Annotated in this window: 10 protein-coding genes; 4 read left to right on the top strand and 6 right to left on the bottom strand. The window is 73.2% G+C overall.

All coding sequences use genetic code 11. The features are described 5' to 3' along the window. Positions 1 to 207: 207 nt before the first annotated feature. From ACIQMJ_RS08255 to eccCa, 3 genes are all read right to left on the bottom strand, one after another. Entirely contained in the window at positions 208 to 2,931 is a 2,724-nt protein-coding gene (locus ACIQMJ_RS08255; RefSeq protein WP_499760200.1) for an AfsR/SARP family transcriptional regulator, read from the bottom strand. After that, entirely contained in the window at positions 2,928 to 5,675 is a 2,748-nt protein-coding gene (locus ACIQMJ_RS08250; protein WP_499760199.1) for an AfsR/SARP family transcriptional regulator, read from the bottom strand. The genes ACIQMJ_RS08255 and ACIQMJ_RS08250 overlap by 4 nt, the downstream gene beginning before the upstream one ends. 296 nt (positions 5,676 to 5,971) lie before the next feature. Continuing rightward, a complete protein-coding gene (eccCa, locus tag ACIQMJ_RS08245; protein ID WP_499760198.1) occupies positions 5,972 to 9,976 on the bottom strand; it encodes a type VII secretion protein EccCa in 4,005 nt (1,334 codons plus the stop codon). A gap of 283 nt (positions 9,977 to 10,259) precedes the next feature. Between eccCa and eccD the strand changes: the two genes are divergently transcribed. Further along, positions 10,260 to 11,654, top strand: coding sequence for a type VII secretion integral membrane protein EccD (gene eccD / locus ACIQMJ_RS08240; protein WP_499760197.1), 1,395 nt, complete (start codon positions 10,260 to 10,262; stop codon positions 11,652 to 11,654). 7 nt (positions 11,655 to 11,661) lie between these two features. Beyond that, positions 11,662 to 13,083, top strand: coding sequence for a type VII secretion-associated serine protease mycosin (gene mycP, locus ACIQMJ_RS08235; protein WP_499760196.1), 1,422 nt, complete (start codon positions 11,662 to 11,664; stop codon positions 13,081 to 13,083). Positions 13,084 to 13,216: 133 nt separating this feature from the next. On the opposite strand, the gene ACIQMJ_RS08230 is transcribed toward mycP, so the two are convergent. The 3 genes from ACIQMJ_RS08230 to eccB form a co-directional block, all read right to left on the bottom strand. Next, the gene (locus tag ACIQMJ_RS08230; RefSeq protein ID WP_499760195.1) at positions 13,217 to 14,299 is read right to left on the bottom strand and encodes a WXG100 family type VII secretion target; all 1,083 of its coding nucleotides are present in this window, start codon (positions 14,297 to 14,299) and stop codon (positions 13,217 to 13,219) included. Then, entirely contained in the window at positions 14,299 to 14,655 is a 357-nt protein-coding gene (locus ACIQMJ_RS08225; RefSeq protein WP_499760194.1) for a hypothetical protein, read from the bottom strand. The genes ACIQMJ_RS08230 and ACIQMJ_RS08225 overlap by 1 nt, the downstream gene beginning before the upstream one ends. A 72-nt stretch (positions 14,656 to 14,727) precedes the next feature. Next, entirely contained in the window at positions 14,728 to 16,368 is a 1,641-nt protein-coding gene (eccB, locus tag ACIQMJ_RS08220; RefSeq protein ID WP_499760193.1) for a type VII secretion protein EccB, read from the bottom strand. A gap of 129 nt (positions 16,369 to 16,497) precedes the next feature. On the opposite strand from eccB, the gene eccE reads away from it, so the two are divergent. Together eccE and ACIQMJ_RS08210 are read left to right on the top strand one after the other, a co-directional pair. After that, the gene (gene eccE, locus ACIQMJ_RS08215; protein ID WP_499760192.1) at positions 16,498 to 17,835 is read left to right on the top strand and encodes a type VII secretion protein EccE; all 1,338 of its coding nucleotides are present in this window, start codon (positions 16,498 to 16,500) and stop codon (positions 17,833 to 17,835) included. Between the two features lie 14 nt (positions 17,836 to 17,849). Then, positions 17,850 to 18,554: a hypothetical protein gene (locus ACIQMJ_RS08210; protein ID WP_499760270.1), complete on the top strand. Its 705-nt coding sequence runs from the start codon at positions 17,850 to 17,852 to the stop codon at positions 18,552 to 18,554. The last annotated feature ends 142 nt before the right edge of the window (positions 18,555 to 18,696 follow it).

Genomic DNA, 18,696 nt, shown 5'->3' with positions numbered 1-18,696 from the left:
GTGAGGCCCGCCGCGCACAGTGGTCACGTGCACCGCCGCGACCCCCAGTGGGCCGCGGGACCGGAAGTCCGACCCAGGGGGGAAGCCGGTCCCGGTGGCGGGCGGGTCGTCGGGGGGCGACGCGCTCGCCGGCCCTCGCCGCGGTGACGACCGGATCGCGGGGTCGCCGACTCCTCCCCGTCGGCGCCCCGCGACGTCGGCCCGCGCTCAGCCCAGGCCGGCCAGCCGGGCGCGGATCTCGGCCTCCTGCGGGAAACCCGCCTTGACGCACAGCTCCAGGGCTTGGGCCAGGTGCACCCGCGCGGTGCCCGGGTCGCCCAGGCGCAGCAGCAGGTCCGCGTAGTTCAGGTGGGTCCGCATGGCGGACAGGCTGTTCAGCTCGCCGACGCCCCGCGTGAAGATCCGCCGGTAGGTCGCCGCCGCGTCGGTGAGCCGCCCGAGGCCGATGAGGACCTGCGCCAACGTCTCCTCCACCACGCCCACCGCCAGCCGGCCGGGCAGCCGCAGGTACAGCTCGACGGCGCGCAGGCACACCTCCAGCGCCTGCTCGTGGCGACCGGCCGCGCTCAACGTGCCGGCGTGGTTGTTCAACGCGATCGCCAGCGCGGGCTCGTTGCCCGACCCGGCCCACAGCTGCACCGCCCGCTCGCCGAACCGGACGGCCTCGTCGTACCGGCCGAACGACTCGTAGGCGCCCGCGAGCTCCAGGCAGCTGGCCGCCATGCCGTGCACGTGGCCGATCTCCTCCCGGATCGCCAACGCCTGGTGCAGGTGGTCCAGCGCCTCCTCGGGCCGCATGTTGCGGGTGATGCCGCCGAGCGTGTGCAGGGCGACCGCCTCGGCGAACCGGTTGCCGAGCCGGCGCGCGGACGCCAGCGCGATCTCGGTGAACTGCCGCCACTCGGTCCACACGTAGTGGCGGTACAGGTAGCCCCACAGCGCGGTCGGGATCTGCCACGCGTGCTCGTCCCGGCCGCGCTCGCCCGCGTACGGGATCACCAGCCGCAGGTTCGGCATCTCGCCGTCCACCCAGGCCACCGCCTCCTCCTGGTCGACGAACGCCAGCAGCGGCACGGCGCCGTCGACCGGGGTCAGCGGCAGCTCGGTGCGGGTCGGCCGGATCACCCGGTCCGCGCGGTCGATGTTGTGCAGGTAGAAGTCGAGCAGCCGGACCACGGCCGACTCCCGCTCCTCCACCGGCTCCTCGGCCTGCGCGCAGGTCTCCGCGTGCAGCCGCAGCAGGTCGTGCAGCGCGAACCGGCCCGTCCGCGGCTGCTCCAGCAGGTGCGCGCGCAGCAGCTCGCCCAGCGCCCGCCTCGCCTCGACCGGTCCCACGCCGGCCAGCGCGGCGGCGGTCTCGACCGTGAAGTCCCGGCACGGCGCGACGCCGAGCAGCCGGAACAGCCGTTGCGCGGCCGGCGTCAACGCCCGGTACGACAGGCGGAAGGTGCTGATCACCGCGGACGCCGGGTCGCCGGGGATCTCCAGCTCGGCCAGCGGGTCGCCCGCCTTCACCGCGGCCACGTAGTCGGCCACGCCGCGCGGCTCGCCCGCCAGCGTCGCCGCCGCCACCCGCAGGGCCAGTGGCAACCCCGCGCACACGTCCACCAGCTCGGCGACCGCGTCCGGCTCCGCGTCCACCCGGCCCGGGCCGAGGACGCGGCGCAGCAGGTCCACCGCCTCGGCCGGCGCCAAGCCGTCCAGCCGGACCAGCACGGCGTCGTCCAGCGCCACCAGGCCGCGCAGGTCGTTGCGACCGGTCAGCACGGCGAAGTTGCCCGCGCCGGGCGGCAGCAGCGGACGCACCTGCGCCACGTCGGCGACGTTGTCCAGCACGACCAGGATCCGCCGGTCGGCCAGCACCGACCGGTACAGCGCGACCTGCTCGTCCAGGGCCGCGGGCACCCGTTCCGCGGGCACGCCCAGCCCGCCGAGCAGCTGGGTCAGCGCCTGCTCGGGGGTCAGCGGCGGGAAGTCCGGGTCGTACCCGCGCAGGTTGATCATCAACTGCCCGTCGGGGAAGTCCGCCGCCACCCGGTGCGCCCAGTGCACCGCCAGCGCCGTCTTGCCCAACCCGCCCATGCCGGTGATCGCGACCGAGGTGGCGGCCCGCGCGTGCGCCGCCAACCGGTCCAGCGCGGCCACCTCGTCCCGCCGCCCGGTGAAGCTGCGCACGTCGGCGGGCAGCTGCCGGGGCGCGCCCACCCGGCCGGGCGGCTCCGGCGCCGCGCCCAGGGCCAGCCGGTGCGCCTCCCGCAACTGCTCGCCCGGCTCCGCCCCCAGCTCCTCGGCCAGCAGCACGCGCACCTCCTGGTACGCCGCCAACGCCTCAGCCGTGCGCCCCGACCGGTGCAGGGCGTGCACGAGCATCGCCCAGAACCGCTCCCGCAACGGGTGCTCTCGGGTCAGCGACCGCAGCTCCGGCACCAGCTCGGCGGCCCGGCCCGCCTCCAGGTCCGCCTCGATGCGCCGCTCCAGCACCGTCAGCCGCTCCTCCAGCAGCGGCGCGACCTCCTCGGCGTGCAGCACGTCCGACCGCACGTCCGACAGCGGCGTGCCGCGCCACAGCGCCAGCGCCTCGGCGTACCGGCCCCGCCCCGCCAGGTCGCGGAACTCGTGCAGGTCCAGCGCGCCCGGCGCGACGTCGACCAGGTAGCCGTGCGTCACCGTGCGCACCACGGTCGGATCGCCCAGCGCCTGCCGCAACCGGGCCACCACCATGTGCAGCGTCGCCCTGGTGCGCTGCGGGTTCGGTTGCGCGCCGTCCCACAGCCGCTCGACCAGCTCGTCGACCGTCACCACCTGGCCCGCCCGCAGCAGCAACGCGGCCAGCAGCGCCCGGCCCCGCCCGGCGGGCACCACCACCGGCTCGTCGCCGCGCCACACCTCCAGCGGCCCGAGGACGGCGAAGCGGGTCACCGGCCCGGTCACGGCAGACCGGCCGCTTTCGCCCGCAACGCCGCCACGTTGCCGTGCCCCAGCTCCTCCAGGATGTCCAGCGCCGCCTGCCACGCCTCGCGCGCCGCCTCGTGGTCGCCCGCCAGCACGTGCGTGTCGCCGAGCCGCTGCAGCGTCGCGGCTTCCTCGTAGCGGTCACCGCTCTCCCGGTACCGCGGCAGCGCCTCCCGGTAGCAGCGGACGGCCTCGTCCAGCTCGTGCAGCCGGTGGTGCACGTAGCCGAGGCTGTCCCACGTGGCCGCCTCCGCCAGCACGTCGTTGACCTCGCGGGCCAGCACCAGGGCCCGGCCGCAGTCGGCCAACGCCCCGCGCAGGTCCTCGCCGAGCATCGCGCGGGCCCAGCCGACGGCGTTGAGCGCGCGGGCCGTGCCGGGCCGGTCGCCCAGCCGCTCGAACACCGCCAGCGCCTGCTCGGCGTGGTGCAGCGCCTCGGGCAGCCGCTCCCACGCCTCGTACAGCCCGCCGAGGTGGCGGTGGATGTGCGCCTGGCTCTGCCGGTCGCCCAGCTCGCGCGCCAGCTCCAGTGCGGCGGTGAGGTGCACCTCGGACTCGGGGAACCGCCGCAGCACCACGAGGATCCGGCCCAGGCCGCGGTGGGTGGACGCGAGCGCGACCCGGTCGCCCAACCGCCGCGCCGACGCCAGCGCGATCTCCAGGCACCTGGCCTGCTCGTGCCAGTACGACCGCAGCCGGGCGAACGCCGTGGTCGTCCACGCCAACTGCCAGGCGTGCGCGTCGAAGCCGTGCGCGGCGGCGTGCCCGACCGCGGCGAACAGCGACGCCTGCTCCAGGTGGAACCACGCCAGCGCGTCGGCCCGCGTGGTCAGCTCCGTCACCACCGCGCCCGGCGCGGGCTCGGCCAGCGGCACCTCCTCGCGCTGCGAGTACAGCAGCCGGTCGGCCGTGTCCGCGGTGTGCAGGTAGTGGTCGAGCACCCGCCGCAGCGCCTCCCGCACCCCCGCCCGGTCCTCCTCCGCGGCGACCAGGTCACGCGCGCAGGCGTGCACCAGGTCGTGCAGCGTGAAGCGGCCCGGCACCGGCTCGGCGATCATGTGCAGCCTGCTCAGCTCGGCCAGCGCCTGGCGGGCGGCCCGCGGCGGCACGCCCGCGAGGCTCGCCGCCGACGGCACCGACACCTCCGGTCCCGCGTGCACCCCCAGCAGCACGAACATCCGCGCCGCGGCCGGGCTCAAGCGCGCGTAGGACCAGGAGAACACCGTCTTGACGCTGGTCGCCGCCTCGCCCGTGTCCAACGCCTCCAGCCGGGTCCGCTCGTCGGCCAGCTCACCGGCCAGCTCGCCCAGCGTGAAGTCCGGGTGCGCCGCCGCCCGCGCCGCGACCACCGACAACGCCAGGGGCAACCCGCCGCAGTGGCCGATCAGGTCGCGCGCCGCGGCCGGCGCGGCGTCCACCCGCCGCGCGCCCAGCTGCCGCACCAGCAGCTCGGTCGACTCGCCGTCCGACAGCACGCCCAGCGGCAGCGGTCGCGCGCCCTCGCGCACCACCAGCCCGTCGAGCTGGTTGCGGCTGGTCACCAGGGCCAGGCACGCCGAGCCGCTGGGCAGCAGCGGCCGGACCTGCTCGCTGTCCGCCGCGTTGTCCAGCACCACCAGCACCCGGCGCTCGGCCAGCAGGCTCCGGTACAGCCCCACCTGCTCGTCCAACCCGGACGGGATGCGCTCCAGCGGCACGCCCAGCGCGCCGAGGAAACCGCGCAGCACCTCGTCCGGGCTCGTCGGCACGCCCGCCGGGTCGAACCCGCGCAGGTTCACGTAGAGCTGCCCGTCCGGGAAGCGGTGCGCGTTGCGGCCGGCCCAGTGCAGCGCCAACGCCGTCTTGCCCACGCCCGCCGCGCCGTTGATCACCGGGATCACCGCCGCGCCCGCGGCCTGGTCGAGCAGCGCCGACAACGCGGCCAGCTCCCGCTCCCGGCCGACGAAGTACCGGGTGTGCATCGGCAGCTGCCGCGGCGCGGACACCGGCTGGGGCGCGCTCGACGGGCGCGCGGCGACGTCCGGCGCGGCGGTGAGGACCCGCTGGTGCAGCTCTTGCAGCCGCGGGCCCGGGTCGACGCCGAGCTGCTCGGCCAGCAGCGCGCTCACCGACCGGTAGGCGGCCAACGCCTCGGCCTGCCGGTCCGAGGCCGCCAGCGCCTCCATCAGCTGACCCCAGAACCGCTCCCGCAGCGGGTGCTCGCGGGTCAGCGACCGCAGCTCCGGCACCACCTCCGCGGCCCGGCCCGCCACCAGGTCCGCGTCGAGCCGCCGTTCCAGCGCGTCGAGGCGCTCCTCGAGCAGCGGCGCGACGTCCTCGCCGTGCAGCACGTCCGAAGGCACGTCCGACAGCGGCGCGCCCCGCCACAGCTCCAGTGCCTCGGCGAGCCGGTCGCGGCCCACCAGCTCGCGGAACCGGTGCAGGTCCAGCGCACCCGGAGGCACCTCGGCCGCGTACCCGCCCACGGCGGTGCGCACCACGTTCGCCTCGCCCAGCGACTGCCGCAGCCTGGTCACCACCATGTGCAACGTCGCCTTGGTGCGGGCGGGGTTCGCCGACCGGCCGTCCCACAGCCGGTCCACCAGCGCATCGGTCGGCACCACGTCACCCGCGCGGAGCAACAAACTCGCCAGCAGCACGCGCGCCTTGCCCGTCGGCAACACCACCTGCCTGCCACCGTGCCAGACCTCAAGGGGCCCCAGCACCTTGAACTCGAGCTCCACGCGCCACCCCCCAACGTGCGCGCCGAAGCATAGGGCAGCGCCCCGACAGCCCTCTGTGACGGCGTGAGTCAAGTGTGAGCGCCGTTCGGCAGAGTCGGACCCGTCCACCGCACCGGCCGCACGGCGGCCTGCGACACCGGGGGGTGCCGCCGTCCGGGCGGGTGGGGCGGCGCGGTGCGACGACGGCCCGCGCGCGGCACGACGCACTCCCGTCGAGCCGCGCGCGGGCCACCGGTCCGCGGCAGACACGCGGGAGGCCCCGCCGCGGCGGGGCCTCCCGGTCGTCCGGTACCCGGTCAGTCCGGGTCGATCCACGCCACCTGGATGCGCTGCTGGCCCAGCTTGCGGGTGACCAGCGTGCCCCGGCCGGGGGGCTGCGGTGACGCCTTGAGGTTGCCCACGATCGCCCCCTCCTCCTTCGAGCCGGAGCCGACCATGATGGGCGCCGAGATCTCCTTCAGCTTGCCCAGGATCGGGTCGTACATCGCCCGCGACGCGCCACCCATGCGCCGGACCGCGACGATGTGCAGGCCGACGTCCTTGGCCTGCGGGATGAACTCCGCCAGCGGCTGCAACGGGTTCTGCGCGCCCTGCGGGGCGACCAGGTCGTAGTCGTCCACGACCACGAACAGCTCCGGGCCCTTCCACCAGGAGCGGTTCTTCAACTGCTCCTGCGTGACGTCCGGGCCGGGCAGCCGGTTGGCCATCGAGCCGCGCACGTCCTTGATCATGTCCGTGAGCTGCGCCGAGGACACCGCGTAGGACAGCAGGTGGTCGGTCTCGATGTAGCCGAGCATGGTGCGCCGGTAGTCGACCAGCATGATCAGCGCCTCGGTCGAGGTGTAGCTGGTCATGATGCCGCGCACGATCGTGCGCAGCAGGTTGGTCTTGCCGGACTCGCCGTCGGCCAGCGCCATGAAGTGCGGGTCCGAGTCGAAGTCCAGGTACACCGGCGCGAGCTCGTCCTCGTTGACGCCGATCGGCACCAGGTGGCCCCGGTTCGGCCGCTGCTGCTGCACCTGGCCCAGGAACTCCTGGTACGGCAGCAGGTCGGGCAGCAGCCGGACCTGCGGCGCGCGCGGGCCGCGCCAGGCGCCGCTCACCTTGGCGATCATGTCCTGCACGCCCGCCGCCACGTTCTCCGCGTCCGACGAGGCGTCGATGCGCGGCAGCGCGGTCAGGAAGTGCAGCTTCTGCGGCGACAGACCGCGACCCGGGCGGCCCGGCGGCACGTTGACCGCGACCTTGCGGTCCACCTCGGACTCGCTGACGTCACCGAGGCGCAGCTCGAACCGCGTGCCGAGCAGGTCCTTCATCGCGGGCCGGATCTCCGCCCACCGGTTCGCCGCCACGACCACGTGCACGCCGTAGGACAGACCCTGCGCGGCCAGCGCCTGGACCATCGGCTCCAGCACCTCGAACTCCTGCCGGAAGTTCATCCAGCCGTCCACGACCAGGAACGCGTCACCGAAGTCGTCGTCGCGGATCTCGCCGCGCCGCCTGCGGTTGCGGAACTCGACCATGGAGTCGATGCCCTGCGCGCGGAACCGCTGCTCGCGCTCGGCGATCAGGCCCGACAGCTCGGCCACCATCCGGCGCGCCTTGTCCACGTCCAACCGGCTGGCGAACCCACCGACGTGCGGCAGGTTCTCCAGCGACGCCAGCGTGCCGCCACCGAGGTCGAGGCAGTAGAACTGCACTTCCTGCGGCGTGTGCGTCAACGCCATCGCGGTGATCATCGTGCGCAGCATCATCGACTTGCCCGACTGCGGGCCGCCGACGATCGCGCCGTGGCCCGCGGCGCCGGAGAAGTCCGCCCACAGCAGGTCGCGCCGCTGCTCGAACGGCTTGTCCACCACGCCGAGCGGCACCTGGAGCTTGCCGTTGGAGAAGAAGCCGGGCGGGGTCAGGCCGCGGTCCTCGGTCGCCTGCAACGGCGGCAGCAGCGTGTCCAGCGACGGCGGCTCGTTCAGCGGCGGCAGCCACACCTCGTGCGCGGGCGGGCCCTGGCCCACCAGCCGCTCGACGATGACCTCGAGCTCGGAGGGCTCGTTCGAGTCCTCCTCCTTCTTCTCCTGCTTGACCGGCTCGACCGGCCGCACCGGCTCCTTGGGGATCTCGATGTAGTCCGGCACGAAGTAGCGCGGCCGCTTGTCGCTGGTCACCGGCGCGGACGGGCCCGCGACCTGCAACCCGGCGGGCCGGTACGGGCCGGACACGTACAGCGCCTTGAACCGGGTCAGCGGCGAGCCCTGCACGCCCAGGTACCCCGAACCCGGGATGGGCGGCAGCTCGTAGGCGTCCGGCACGCCGATCGCGGCGCGCGACTCGGCGGCGGAGAACGTCTTCAGACCGATCCGGTAGGACAGGAACGTGTCCAGACCGCGCAGCTTGCCCTCTTCGAGGCGCTGCGAGGCCAGCAGCATGTGCATCTGGAGCGACCGGCCGACGCGGCCGATCTGCAGGAAGATGTCGATGAAGTCCGGCTTCGCGGTCAGCATCTCGGAGAACTCGTCGATGCAGATGAACAGCGCGGGCAGCGGGTCGAGGTCGGCGCCGTTCTCGCGCGCCTTCTCGTAGTCCCACACGTTCTTGTAGTTGCCCTTGGCCAGCACTTCCTGGCGCCGGGACACCTCACCGGCGATGGCGTCCTTCATGCGGTCGACCAGGGTCAGGTCGCCCGCCAGGTTGGTGATCGTCGCGGCGACGTGCGGCGCCTTGTCCAGGCCGAGGAACGTCGCGCCACCCTTGAAGTCGACCAGGATCATGTTGAGCGAGGTCGAGGAGTGCGTGGCCAGCATGCCCAGCACCAGCGTGCGCAGGAACTCGGACTTGCCGGAACCGGTCGCGCCGATGCACAGGCCGTGCGGGCCCATGCCCTCCATGGCCGCTTCCTTGATGTCCAGCTCGACCTGCTGGCCGAACTCGCCGATGCCGAACGGCACCCGGTAGCGGTCGCGCACCGGCCGCGGCCGCCAGGCCGCCTGCACGTCGAAGGTCATCGGGTCGCCGGGGACGCCCAGGAACTCCAGCAGCGGCGGGTTGTTGCTCATCGACAGCGGGTCCTCGTCGCTGCCGCCAGCGTCCACGCCGCCGATCCGGTACGGCGACAGCCGCCGGGCCAGCGCCTCGGCCTCGACCACGCTCAGCCAGTCCGGCGAGCCGAACCACTCGACGCCGCTGGCGCTGCGCGCGCCCAGCTTGCCGTCCTCGATCACCAGCCGCAGGCCGCGGCGGGCGGTGAGGTTGCCCAGGGACTCGGACAGGTCGAGCAGCGTGACGCCGACCAGGCCCTCCTCCAGGATGATCTGCTCTTCCCGGGTGACGTCACCGTCGTCGATCACGATCACGACGTGCGGCTGGTCGGCGGGCGGCGGCGCGTTGCGGGTGAACCGCTGCCGGTCGCGCAGCTGGTCGTCCAGCATCTGCTCGACCTCGGTCAGCGAGCCCGCCATCATCCGCATCTGCCCGATGCCGTCGACGATCGTCGGGTGCTGCACGTGCGGCAGCCACTTCATCCACTCCCACTCGGCCTTGGTGCGGCCGGTGGTGACGACGGCGATCAGCAGGTCGTCCGGCGAGTGGAAGGTGACCATCTGGGCCAGCAGGGCGCGGGCCAGGCCGCGCTTGTGCTCGATGTCGCCGAGCAGGCCGACGGCGGCGAAGCCGCGCAGCGCGATCGAGATCGGCAGGTCGGGCACCAGCGAGTGGGCGCGCACGAACCGGCGCAGCGCCAGCGTCGCGATCGGCTCCAGCTCCTCGACCGGGCCGGTCTGCGGCGGCACGAGCCGGGTGGCCAGCCGCTGCGAGCCGCGGCCCGCGCGCAGGTGGCAGAAGTCGGGGTCGTTCTGCCGGCGCTCCCACATGCGCCGGGTGGTGGCCAGGGACCACAGCATCTGCGGGTCGGGGTGCACCCACTCGCGCTCGGCGCGCTGCTCGTTGGCGGCTTCGCGGGCGCGGTCGCGCATCTGGCCGAGGTAGCGCAGGTAGTCCTTGCGGTCCTCGTTCATCTCGGCCTTCTTCTGGCCCTTGCCACCGCCCATGCCGCCGGCCATCATGCCGATGGTCGAGACCAGCATCATGCCGGGCATGATCATCGCAGCGGGGCTGCGCCCGCTGTAGCTGAACATCAGCACCATCATGCCGACGGACGACACGATCATGACGACGGGCATCGCCTTCATCATGATGTTGCCGGGGATGACCCGGGGCACCTCGGGTGGCGGTTCGAGGTGGACCTCACCGCCCGGAGGGCGGGGGGCGGCGAGGCGTGCCGTGCGCTTGAACTGCAGCGTGCTCACCTAACAGGCACCTCTTCAGGTCGATCCAGAAACCAACACCCCGACTGCGCTCCACTGCCTCGGCCCGCCACAGTCGCACCGACACTATGGCGCATCGGAACCCCGCACGACGGGGGGTCGGTGAAATCCGCGGCCAACGTGTTGCGCGGAACGGCCGTGCCGCGGCGGCCGGTGGCCCCATACTGGGTCCGCTCCGCTAGGGGCGGGCCGAACCGCGTCCGACCGGACCAATAGGGTCGGGGCGGACCACAGCACACACTGATCAGGACATTAGGGGGCGCTGGTGGCGACCGGTACGACGGTGTTCAGCCGGGTGACGGTGGTTGCGCCGCGAACGCGTATCGACGTCGCGCTGCCCGCCGACGTCGCGGTGGCCGACCTGCTGCCGATGCTGCTGGACATGGCCAAGGAGGCCACTCCGGACGGTGGCGTGCGGCACGGCGGTTGGGCGTTGGCCAAGCTCGGCGACGGCCCCCTGGACCCCAGCCGCACGCTGGCCTCGCTCGGCGTGGTCGACGGCGAGCTCCTCCAGCTGCGCAAGCGCAACGAGAACCCGCCGCCCCCGCTGTACGACGACGTGGTCGACGCGATCGCCGAGTCGGACCCGGACAGCTTCCGCCCGTGGACCAAGGACACGGCACGGCGCTACGGCCACCTCGCGGGCGCGCTGGCGCTCGTCACGGCCGCCATCGCGGTGCTGATGGCCGGTCCGCTCGCGGGCGGCGGCAACCTCGCGCCGGCCATCTGCGCGGGCGCCCTGGCCGTGGTCGCCATCGCGGCGGGCGCGGTCGTGGCCCGGTCCTACGGCGCGACCGGCACGGGCGTGCTGATCGCCGCGGCGGGCGGCCTGCCCATGGCCTACGTCGCGGGCCTCTACATCGTGCCGGGCCCGATCGGCCGGCCGAGCCTGCTGCTGGCCAGCGTGCTGGTGCTGATCTTCGCCTCGGCCGCGATCCTGCTGATCGGCCGCGGCATCACGGTGTTCATCGCCGCCGCCACGGCCGGCGCGCTGAGCGCCCTCGCGTTCCTCATCGGCATCTTCGTCGACCACCCCGTGCAGGGCATCGCGGCGGCCACCGCGGCGGTCTCGCTGGCGGCGCTGTCCGTGCTGCCCCGGCTGACGATCCAGCTGGCCAAGCTGCCGCTGCCGACCGTGCCCGGCAGCGCGGAGGACCTCAAGGAGGACACCGGTTTCCCGGAGTACTCCGTGATCGAGCGGCGCACCGCGAACGCGCACGAGTACCTGACCGGCATGATCATCGGCTGTGGCGGCACGGCCGCCCTGTTCGCCGTCATCGCGGCGGGCAACGGCACCATCTGGGGCCCGCTGCTGGCGATCGTGGTGACGCTGGTGCTGCTGCTGCGCGGTCGCGCGTACGCCAACGGCGCGCAGGCGGTGGCGCTGCTGGCCAGCGGCATGGTCGCGGGCGCGGGCGTGCTGCTCGGGTGGCTGGTGGAGTCCTCGCCGGGCGACCGGCTGCTGTACGTGTTCGGCACCCTCGTCATCGTGGGCGCCGCCGCCCTCGTGCTCGGCGTGATCTTCCCGAACCAGAAGTTCTCCCCGGTGCTGCGCCGCACCGTCGACGTGCTGGAAGCCATCCTGATCGCCGCGGTGCTGCCGCTGGCGCTGGCGGTGATGGACCTGTACGTGGCCATGCGCCAGCTCATCCCCGCGTGAGGACCCGATGCGCATCCGCAAGCTCGCCGCGCTGACCGCGGCCGCGGTCACCCTGGTGACCGCGCCCGGCGCGTACGCCCAACCGTCCACGACGAACGCCAACGCCCGGCCGAACTCGCAACCGCCGCCGGTGGACCGGTCGTTCCTGCGGCAGCCCGAGCCGCCCATCGAGGACGTCAACTACACGAAGAAGACCGAGTGCGTCACCTCGGGCACGGGCAACCGCCCGATCCCGAACAAGCCGTGGGGCCAGATGCAGCTCCGGCTGGAGGAGGCGCACCGCTTCGCCACCGGCAAGGACGTCAAGCTCGCGATCATCGACACCGGCGTCAACACCCACCCGCGGTTGCAGGGCCGCGTCATCCCGGCCGGCGACTACGTCGAGACCGAGAAGAGGGGCAACGACGACTGCGACGGCCACGGCACCGAGGTGGCGGGCGTCGCGGCGGCCAGCAAGGATGAGGAGACCGGCTTCGTCGGCGCCGCGCCCGAGGCGACCGTGCTGGCGTTCCGGCAGACCAGCAACCACTTCAAGTTCGAGGACCCCGCCAAGAAGGACAACCGGGACTCCGCGGGCAAGGTCGCCACGCTGGCCAAGGCCATCATCTCCGCCGTCGACCAGGGCGCGCGGGTCATCAACATCTCGCTCACCGCGTGCGCGGCGCCGAGCGCGCCCAGCGACCAGGAGCGCGAGCTCCAGGCCGCGATCGACTGGGCGGTGAACGACAAGGACGTCGTCATCGTGACCGCCGCGGGCAACATCGACTCCAAGGGCGGCTGCCAGGCCCAGAACGACAACCAGGACCCGAACACGGTCAACGTGGTCGCGTCGCCGCCCTGGTACGCCGACAACGTCCTGTCGGTGGCGTCGATGAACATGGAGGGCGAGGTCTCGTCGTTCTCCGTGTGGGGCCCGTGGGTCAGCGTGGCCGCGCCGGGCGAGAACATCGTCACCCTCGACCCGCGCGGCCAGGGCCTGACCGACGCGAACTCCGACGAGAACAAGCGGCTCACCGCGATCCAGGGCACGAGCTTCGCCTCGCCGTACGTGGCGGGCGTGGTCGCGCTGGTGCGCGAGCGGTTCCCGAACCTGAAGGCGCGGCAGGTGATGGACCGGATCAAGGCGACCGCGCAGCACCCGGGCAACCCGAGCGGCCGCGACCACAAGGTCGGCTACGGGATGATCAACCCGGTGGCCGCGCTGACCGCCGAGCTGCCGTCCGAGCGGCAGGGCGCGAAGCCCACCACGCCGGAGCAGCTGATCACCAACCTGGGCCCGCTCAACCCGCCGAGCAGCACGCCGATGATCGTGGCGCTGTCGGGCACGGGCGCGGGCGTCGGCCTGCTCCTGCTGACCCTGTTCATCGTCCACACGGTCAATCGCAACCGCGCCAAGCGCACCCCCGCCCCGAGACGCTCGGTGATCTGATCCCGCTCGCGCGAAAGGGCCGCCATCCCGGCGGCCCTTTCCCGTGAGTCCTACCTCCAGACCGCGTGAGTCCTACGTTCAGAACGCGTGAGTCCTACGCTCAGGACCCCTGAGTTCAACGCTCGGAACGCGCTCAGTCCTCGCCCAGCACGGGCGGGGCGGACTTCTTGGGCTTGCCGAACACCTGCTCGGTCGAGCCCGCCAGCTGGACCTTCGACTTGTGCTCCTTGTCGCCGCCCTGCTGGCCGCCGGCGCCCATGCCGCCCATCATCCCCGCGCCCATCATCCCGGCACCGCCGGCCGCGGGCGGACCGGACGGGCCCGCCGCCGCGGCGGCGGCCGGACGCGGCGCGGATTCCACCGGACGCGGCTCGGACACACCCGTCGACCCGCCCTGCTGCAACCGCTCCGCGGCCCCGCCGCCGGGCACACCGCCCCCGCCGGGCACGCCACCGCCACCACCGGGAACGCCACCACCGCCGCCACCCGGCACGCCGCCGGCCGACGACCCCGACCCGGCGCCACCGGACCCGGCCGGCTTCGTCTCCGCCGGGGGCGTGGTGGCCACCGGCTCCGGCGCGGTCGGCTTCGCGGGCGGGGTGTACGACCAGTTCTGCTCGGGGTAGCGGTGCTCCATCTTCACGTCGGCGAAGTCGTCCGAACCGGACACCCCGTCGCACAGCCGCAGGAACGCCTCCAGCACGTCCCGCACCGACTCGTGCAGCTCCTTCGCCGGGTCGTGCAGCTCGTCCAACGCCTCCACCACGCGCCGGTCGCCGTCCACCGGCAGCGCCGCCGCGCCGGACACCGTGTCGGCCGCCTCGGCGAACACCCGGGACATGTCCTGCACGATCTCGCGGATGCCCTCGGCGGTCTGGTCCAGCGCCTCGCCCATCGCGTGCATCGCGTCGGACATGTCGTGCCCGGCCAGGCCGACCTTCTGCATGTGCTCCACGAACGAGTCCGCGTCCTTGCCCTGCCACGCCGAGTCGAGCTTGCCCAGCGGCTTGGTCAGGTCACGCGTCACGTGCTCGGCGACGAGCCCGGCCTTGCGCCAGCGCTCCGCCTCCTCGTGCAGGTCGTTCCAGTCGCCCACCACGGGCGCGAAGTAGTCGGCCACGAGGTCGCGCACGCCGAGCCGCCTGCTGATCCCGGACAGGTAGTCCAGCTCGGGCCCGACCTCGGCGGCGATCTGCCTGCCGTCCTTGCCGCGCATCAGCCCAGCCCCGCCCGCCGGTCGATCCCCTTGATCAACGCCACCGCGTCGTCGTCCTGGGCGCCGTAGTGCTCGGCCACGTCGTGCAGGCCCTTCGCCGCGGACGTCAGCACCTCGCACGCCCGGTCGAGCTGCTGGTGCAGCAGCCCGGCGGCCCGGCCGTACGCCTCGGCGCTGCGCAGCGTGCGCCCCAGCTCGCCGAAGCTCCGGGGACCCATCGGCGCCTCCCGCAGCTCGGCCCGCGCGCGGGTCAGCTCCTCGGCCGCCTCCTCGACGCGCTGCGCGTACAGCTCCAGCCAGCGCGGGTCGACCGAAACCTGCCTGCCGCCCGCCGGCCCGCGTGTGACCTCGTTCACCCGGACACCTCCTGCACCCTCTGACGGGAACCGGCGCGCGCCGGTTCCCCCGAAGGGCTCAGCACCGGAAAGTCAGCTGCCCTGCTTCTTGGCCTTCTCCTCGGGCAGCACGCCGTTGTTCTTCGGCACCGGGATCGAGTCCCAGCTGCGGGAGGCGTCGTTGCGGTTGAGCTGCGGCCCGTTGGGCAGCAGCCGCAGGATCGACTCCGGCCCGGGCGCGAACCCGTCCGCGCCGAGCCCGAGCGCGGCGCTGGTCGTGACGTCCGGGATGCCGTACTTCACGCCGCGGCCGGTGATCAGGTGGATCGGACCGCTGTCGAAGTCCTGGGTGGACGTCGCGCTGCGCACCACGGCCGACTTGCCCGGCGCCATCACGAACTGGCTGACGACCTCACCGGTCGCGCCGACCTGGTTGATCTCCACCGGCACCACGCTCGACGGGATCGGCAGCGACGGCGCGATGGTCACCTTGGTGTGCTGCGACTTGTTGTCCGACGTCACGTTCTGCGCCTGCCAGCCCAGGCAGAGCACCCGGTTGTTCTGGTTCGGCTCCAGCACCTCGGGCACGTCCGGCGGGTAGTCGTCGAAGTCGAGCTGGTCCACGGTCGGCGCGTCGTTGGTGCGCGCGATGTCGACCAGCTTCGGCTCCGCGCCCTGGGCGTAGGCCGCGCGCAGCAGGTCGGCCGCGGCCCGGCTGATCTTCTGCAGGCCGTCCTTGAGCACCACGTGGAACTCGGAGTCCGCGCCGGAGCGGCGGACCTCGATGACCGCGCCGATCTTCAGGTTCTCGCCCTGCACGTAGTTCACGTTCTGGCCGCGGCCCGGGATCTCGGGCGCCACCAGCGGCTTCGCCTCGGGGATCGCGTTGAGCAGGCCGGAGCTGATCGCGCGCGGCTTCTTCTGGCTCAGGTTGAGCGCGGTGCGCACCTCGGCGTTGGTCAGGTCGACCTTGGCCCGCACGGTGGACGTCGAGGTGATCTTCGAGTTCACCGGGGCCTTGTAGATCAGGTACGCCTGCTTGTCGTCGGTGCCCGCGCGCACCAGCAGTGCCCGGTTGCCGTCGAGCAGCTCGCCGCCGCCGCTGTAGCCCGCCAGGACGGTGGTGGTGAACTTGCCCGGCGCGGACGGGTCGTTCAGCGACTCGTCCAGTTGCAGGGTGTCGCACACCGACCAGTCCGACCCGATCCGGTCGGCGGGCTTGGGCAGCACGTCGGGCCCGTCGGGGATGCCGGTCAGCCGCCCCTTGGGCAGCTTCGCGAGCGCCTTCTCGCTGACCAGCTTCGGGTCACCGCCCGCGACCTGCGGTCCCGCGTTGACCTGGCCCGCCGCCGCGTCGCCGCCCGCGACCGCGGCCTGCCCCTTGTCCGGGTTGGACCGCTGAAGCAGCAGCAGCCGGGCGGACGCGAGGTTGGTCATCGGGATCAGCGTCTTGTTGTTGCCGACCGTGTGCACGACGTAGACCTGGCCGGTCTCCTTGGAGATGGCGATCTGCGTCTGGTCGTCGACCTGCGGGTCCGGCGAGAAGAAGCCGAAGATCAGGAAGCCCAGCAACCCGATGACGCCGAGCAGGACGCCCACCGCGGTCGCACGCGAGTGCGTGCGCATGGGGTCGTGCAGCATCACCGCGTCTCTGCGCACCAGGGCGGACTGCATCCTGCGCAGCACGAAGCGGTATGCCTGGACCTGTGACTTGGTGGTGGGTGTTGATGCCATTCTCGGCTCGCTGCTCTCCCAGTCGCGGTACGGTCTGCACGATAGCCGGACGGCGGGTGGTCCGTGTGCGGGTTGGTCAGACCCGGTCGGTCCACCCGGCGCACGCCGACGGAAAGAGAACCAGAGCGGATGTCCGTGACCACCCCACATCCGGGCCAACCCAATCCCGCCGCGGCACGCGCGCAGGCGGCAGGCGGCGCCGTGCGCGCCGCGCTGCTCCGGGCGCGTCGCCGCACCGCAGGCGCGAGCCTGGGCGCGCTGCCGGTCGCCAACCTGGTTGTCCTCGAGGTCGGCGTCGCCATCGGCCTGGTCCTGATCGCGGTCGGCGCGACCGGTGACGGTGTCGCGCCCGTGCCGATGTACGTCGCCGGCGGCATCGTGCTGATCGCGTTGATCCTCGCGTTCACCAGGTCCCGGGGTCGCTGGCTGACCCAGTGGATCGGCCTGGTGTTCCGCTACACCTTCCGCTCGCACAGCCGCACGGCCAAGCGCACCGGCCCGGTGGAGATGAAGCCGCCGTCGGAGGAGGAGTCCTCGGTCATCGGCCCGGACGACCCGCGGGTGGCGCTGCTGCGCCTGGCCGTGCCGGACCTGGTCGTGGCCCGGGGCGTCGACCACGAGCGCCGTCCGCTGGGCATGGCCTGGCACCAGGGCGCGTGGACCGCCGTGCTGCTGGTCGACCCGGCGCCGGGTCTGATCACCGCGGTGGGCAGCGCGCCGTCGCTGCCGCTGGGCGCGCTCGCGCCGACGCTGGAGGACCGCGGTGTGGTGCTCGACGCGATCTCGGTGATCTGGCACTGCTACCCGGGCAGCGCGGCGCTGCCCTCGAACTCGCCCGCGCTCAACTCCTACATGGAGGTGCTCGGCCCGCTGCCCGCGGCGGCGCGCCGGACCACGTGGATCGCGGTGCGGCTGGACCCGCGGCGGTGCGCGGCGGCGATCCGGGAGCGCGGCGGCGGCGTCGTGGGCGCGCACCGGGCGTTGATCGGCGCCCTCTCGCGCGTGCGCAACGCGTTGGAGTCGACGGGCGTGTCGATCCGACCGCTGGACCCCGACGAGCTGATCCGGGCGGGCATCTCGGCCGCCGAGCTCACCTCGGTGGCCGGGTCGAACAACTCGGTGTCGTTGCGGGAGAAGTGGTCCGGTGTGACGGCGGGCGGCGTGGGCCACGCCAGCTACGCGATCACCGGCTGGCCGTCCAAGGGCATGCGCAACAACCTCAACGCGCTGACCGGCGTGCGCGCGCTGTCCTCGACGCTGTCCATGACGATCTCCCCGAGCAGCGAGCAGGGCCAGGTCGGCCTGCGCGGCATGGTGCGGGTGAGCGCGCGGACGCCGACCGAGCTCGACCGCGCCGACGACCGGCTCAAGGCGCTGGCCGACAAGCTCGACATCACGCTGACCCCGTTGAACGGCCTGCAGGTCGCCGGGCTGGCCGCGACCCTGCCGCTCGGAGGTGTGGCGTGAGCAACTCCCGGTTGATGGACTCGCACGGCAAGGGCATCGCGCCGGAGTTCCTGGTCTCCCCGCAGATGCTGGACGTGGTGAGCCCGTCGGGCGACCGCGGCGGCATGGTGCTCGGCTCCGGCCTCCAGGGCGAGCCGTTGACGATCTCCGTGCTGCGGTCCGCGCCGACCCGCATGGTCGTGGTGGGCGGGCTGTACCTGGCCCGGCAGATCGCGTTGCGGGCCATGGCGACCGGCGCGTGGATCACCATCGCGACGGGCCGCCCGGCGGCCTGGCAGCCGGTGGTGCGCGCGGCGGGCGCGGGCGCGGACGGCAGGCCGTCGCCGCTGGTGCAGCTGCGCCGGCTGAGCCCGGTGGAGCTGCCGCGGCCGTCGGAGGACACCCCGCTGCTGGTCGTGCACGACGGCGGCCACGTGCCGCAGGAGCTGTTCCCGCCGCGGTCGCCGTGGCAGACCACGATGTACGTGTTGCCCTATTTGCACCCCCAGGCGGCGACCACCGCGAATTCCGCGGACCTCGTGCTGCTGCAACGGCTGCCGGTCGGGCAGGCGCAGTTGGCGAGCCAGATCTGGCGGCTGCCGCCTCAGATGGCGCACCAGCTCACCACGCTCAAGGACGACCAGGTGATCGCGCTCGGCACGAACCTGTGGCGGCCGCTGCGACTCGTCACCACGCCCGGTGAGCAGCAGATCCTGGGTGCGGTCCGCCGCGGCGACTGACCCGCCCGACCCCCCGACGTGCCCCCGGACGATTGTCCGGGGGCATATTTTATGAGCCCGGTCCAGTCACTCCCCGCAGCAATTCGTTCACAGCACGAATAAAACTGTGGAGGAGCCGTTCGTCGGTTGTTGCCACCAAATT

Origin of the sequence: Actinosynnema sp. NPDC091369, from assembly GCF_044757065.1 — a bacterium.
GTDB lineage: Bacteria > Actinomycetota > Actinomycetes > Mycobacteriales > Pseudonocardiaceae > Actinosynnema.
The sequence above is the reverse complement of the archived record's forward strand: the minus strand, read 5'-3'. Positions and strand labels throughout refer to the sequence as shown.

Excerpts from the sequence above, each read along its gene's own strand:
- ACIQMJ_RS08230 (WP_499760195.1), bottom strand. The coding sequence starts at position 14,299 with ATGCGCGGCAAGGACGGCAGGCAGATCGCCGCCGAGGTCGGGCCCGAG.
- mycP (WP_499760196.1), top strand. The coding sequence starts at position 11,662 with ATGCGCATCCGCAAGCTCGCCGCGCTGACCGCGGCCGCGGTCACCCTG.
- ACIQMJ_RS08210 (WP_499760270.1), top strand. The coding sequence starts at position 17,850 with ATGGACTCGCACGGCAAGGGCATCGCGCCGGAGTTCCTGGTCTCCCCG.
- eccB (WP_499760193.1), bottom strand. The coding sequence starts at position 16,368 with ATGGCATCAACACCCACCACCAAGTCACAGGTCCAGGCATACCGCTTC.
- eccE (WP_499760192.1), top strand. The coding sequence starts at position 16,498 with ATGTCCGTGACCACCCCACATCCGGGCCAACCCAATCCCGCCGCGGCA.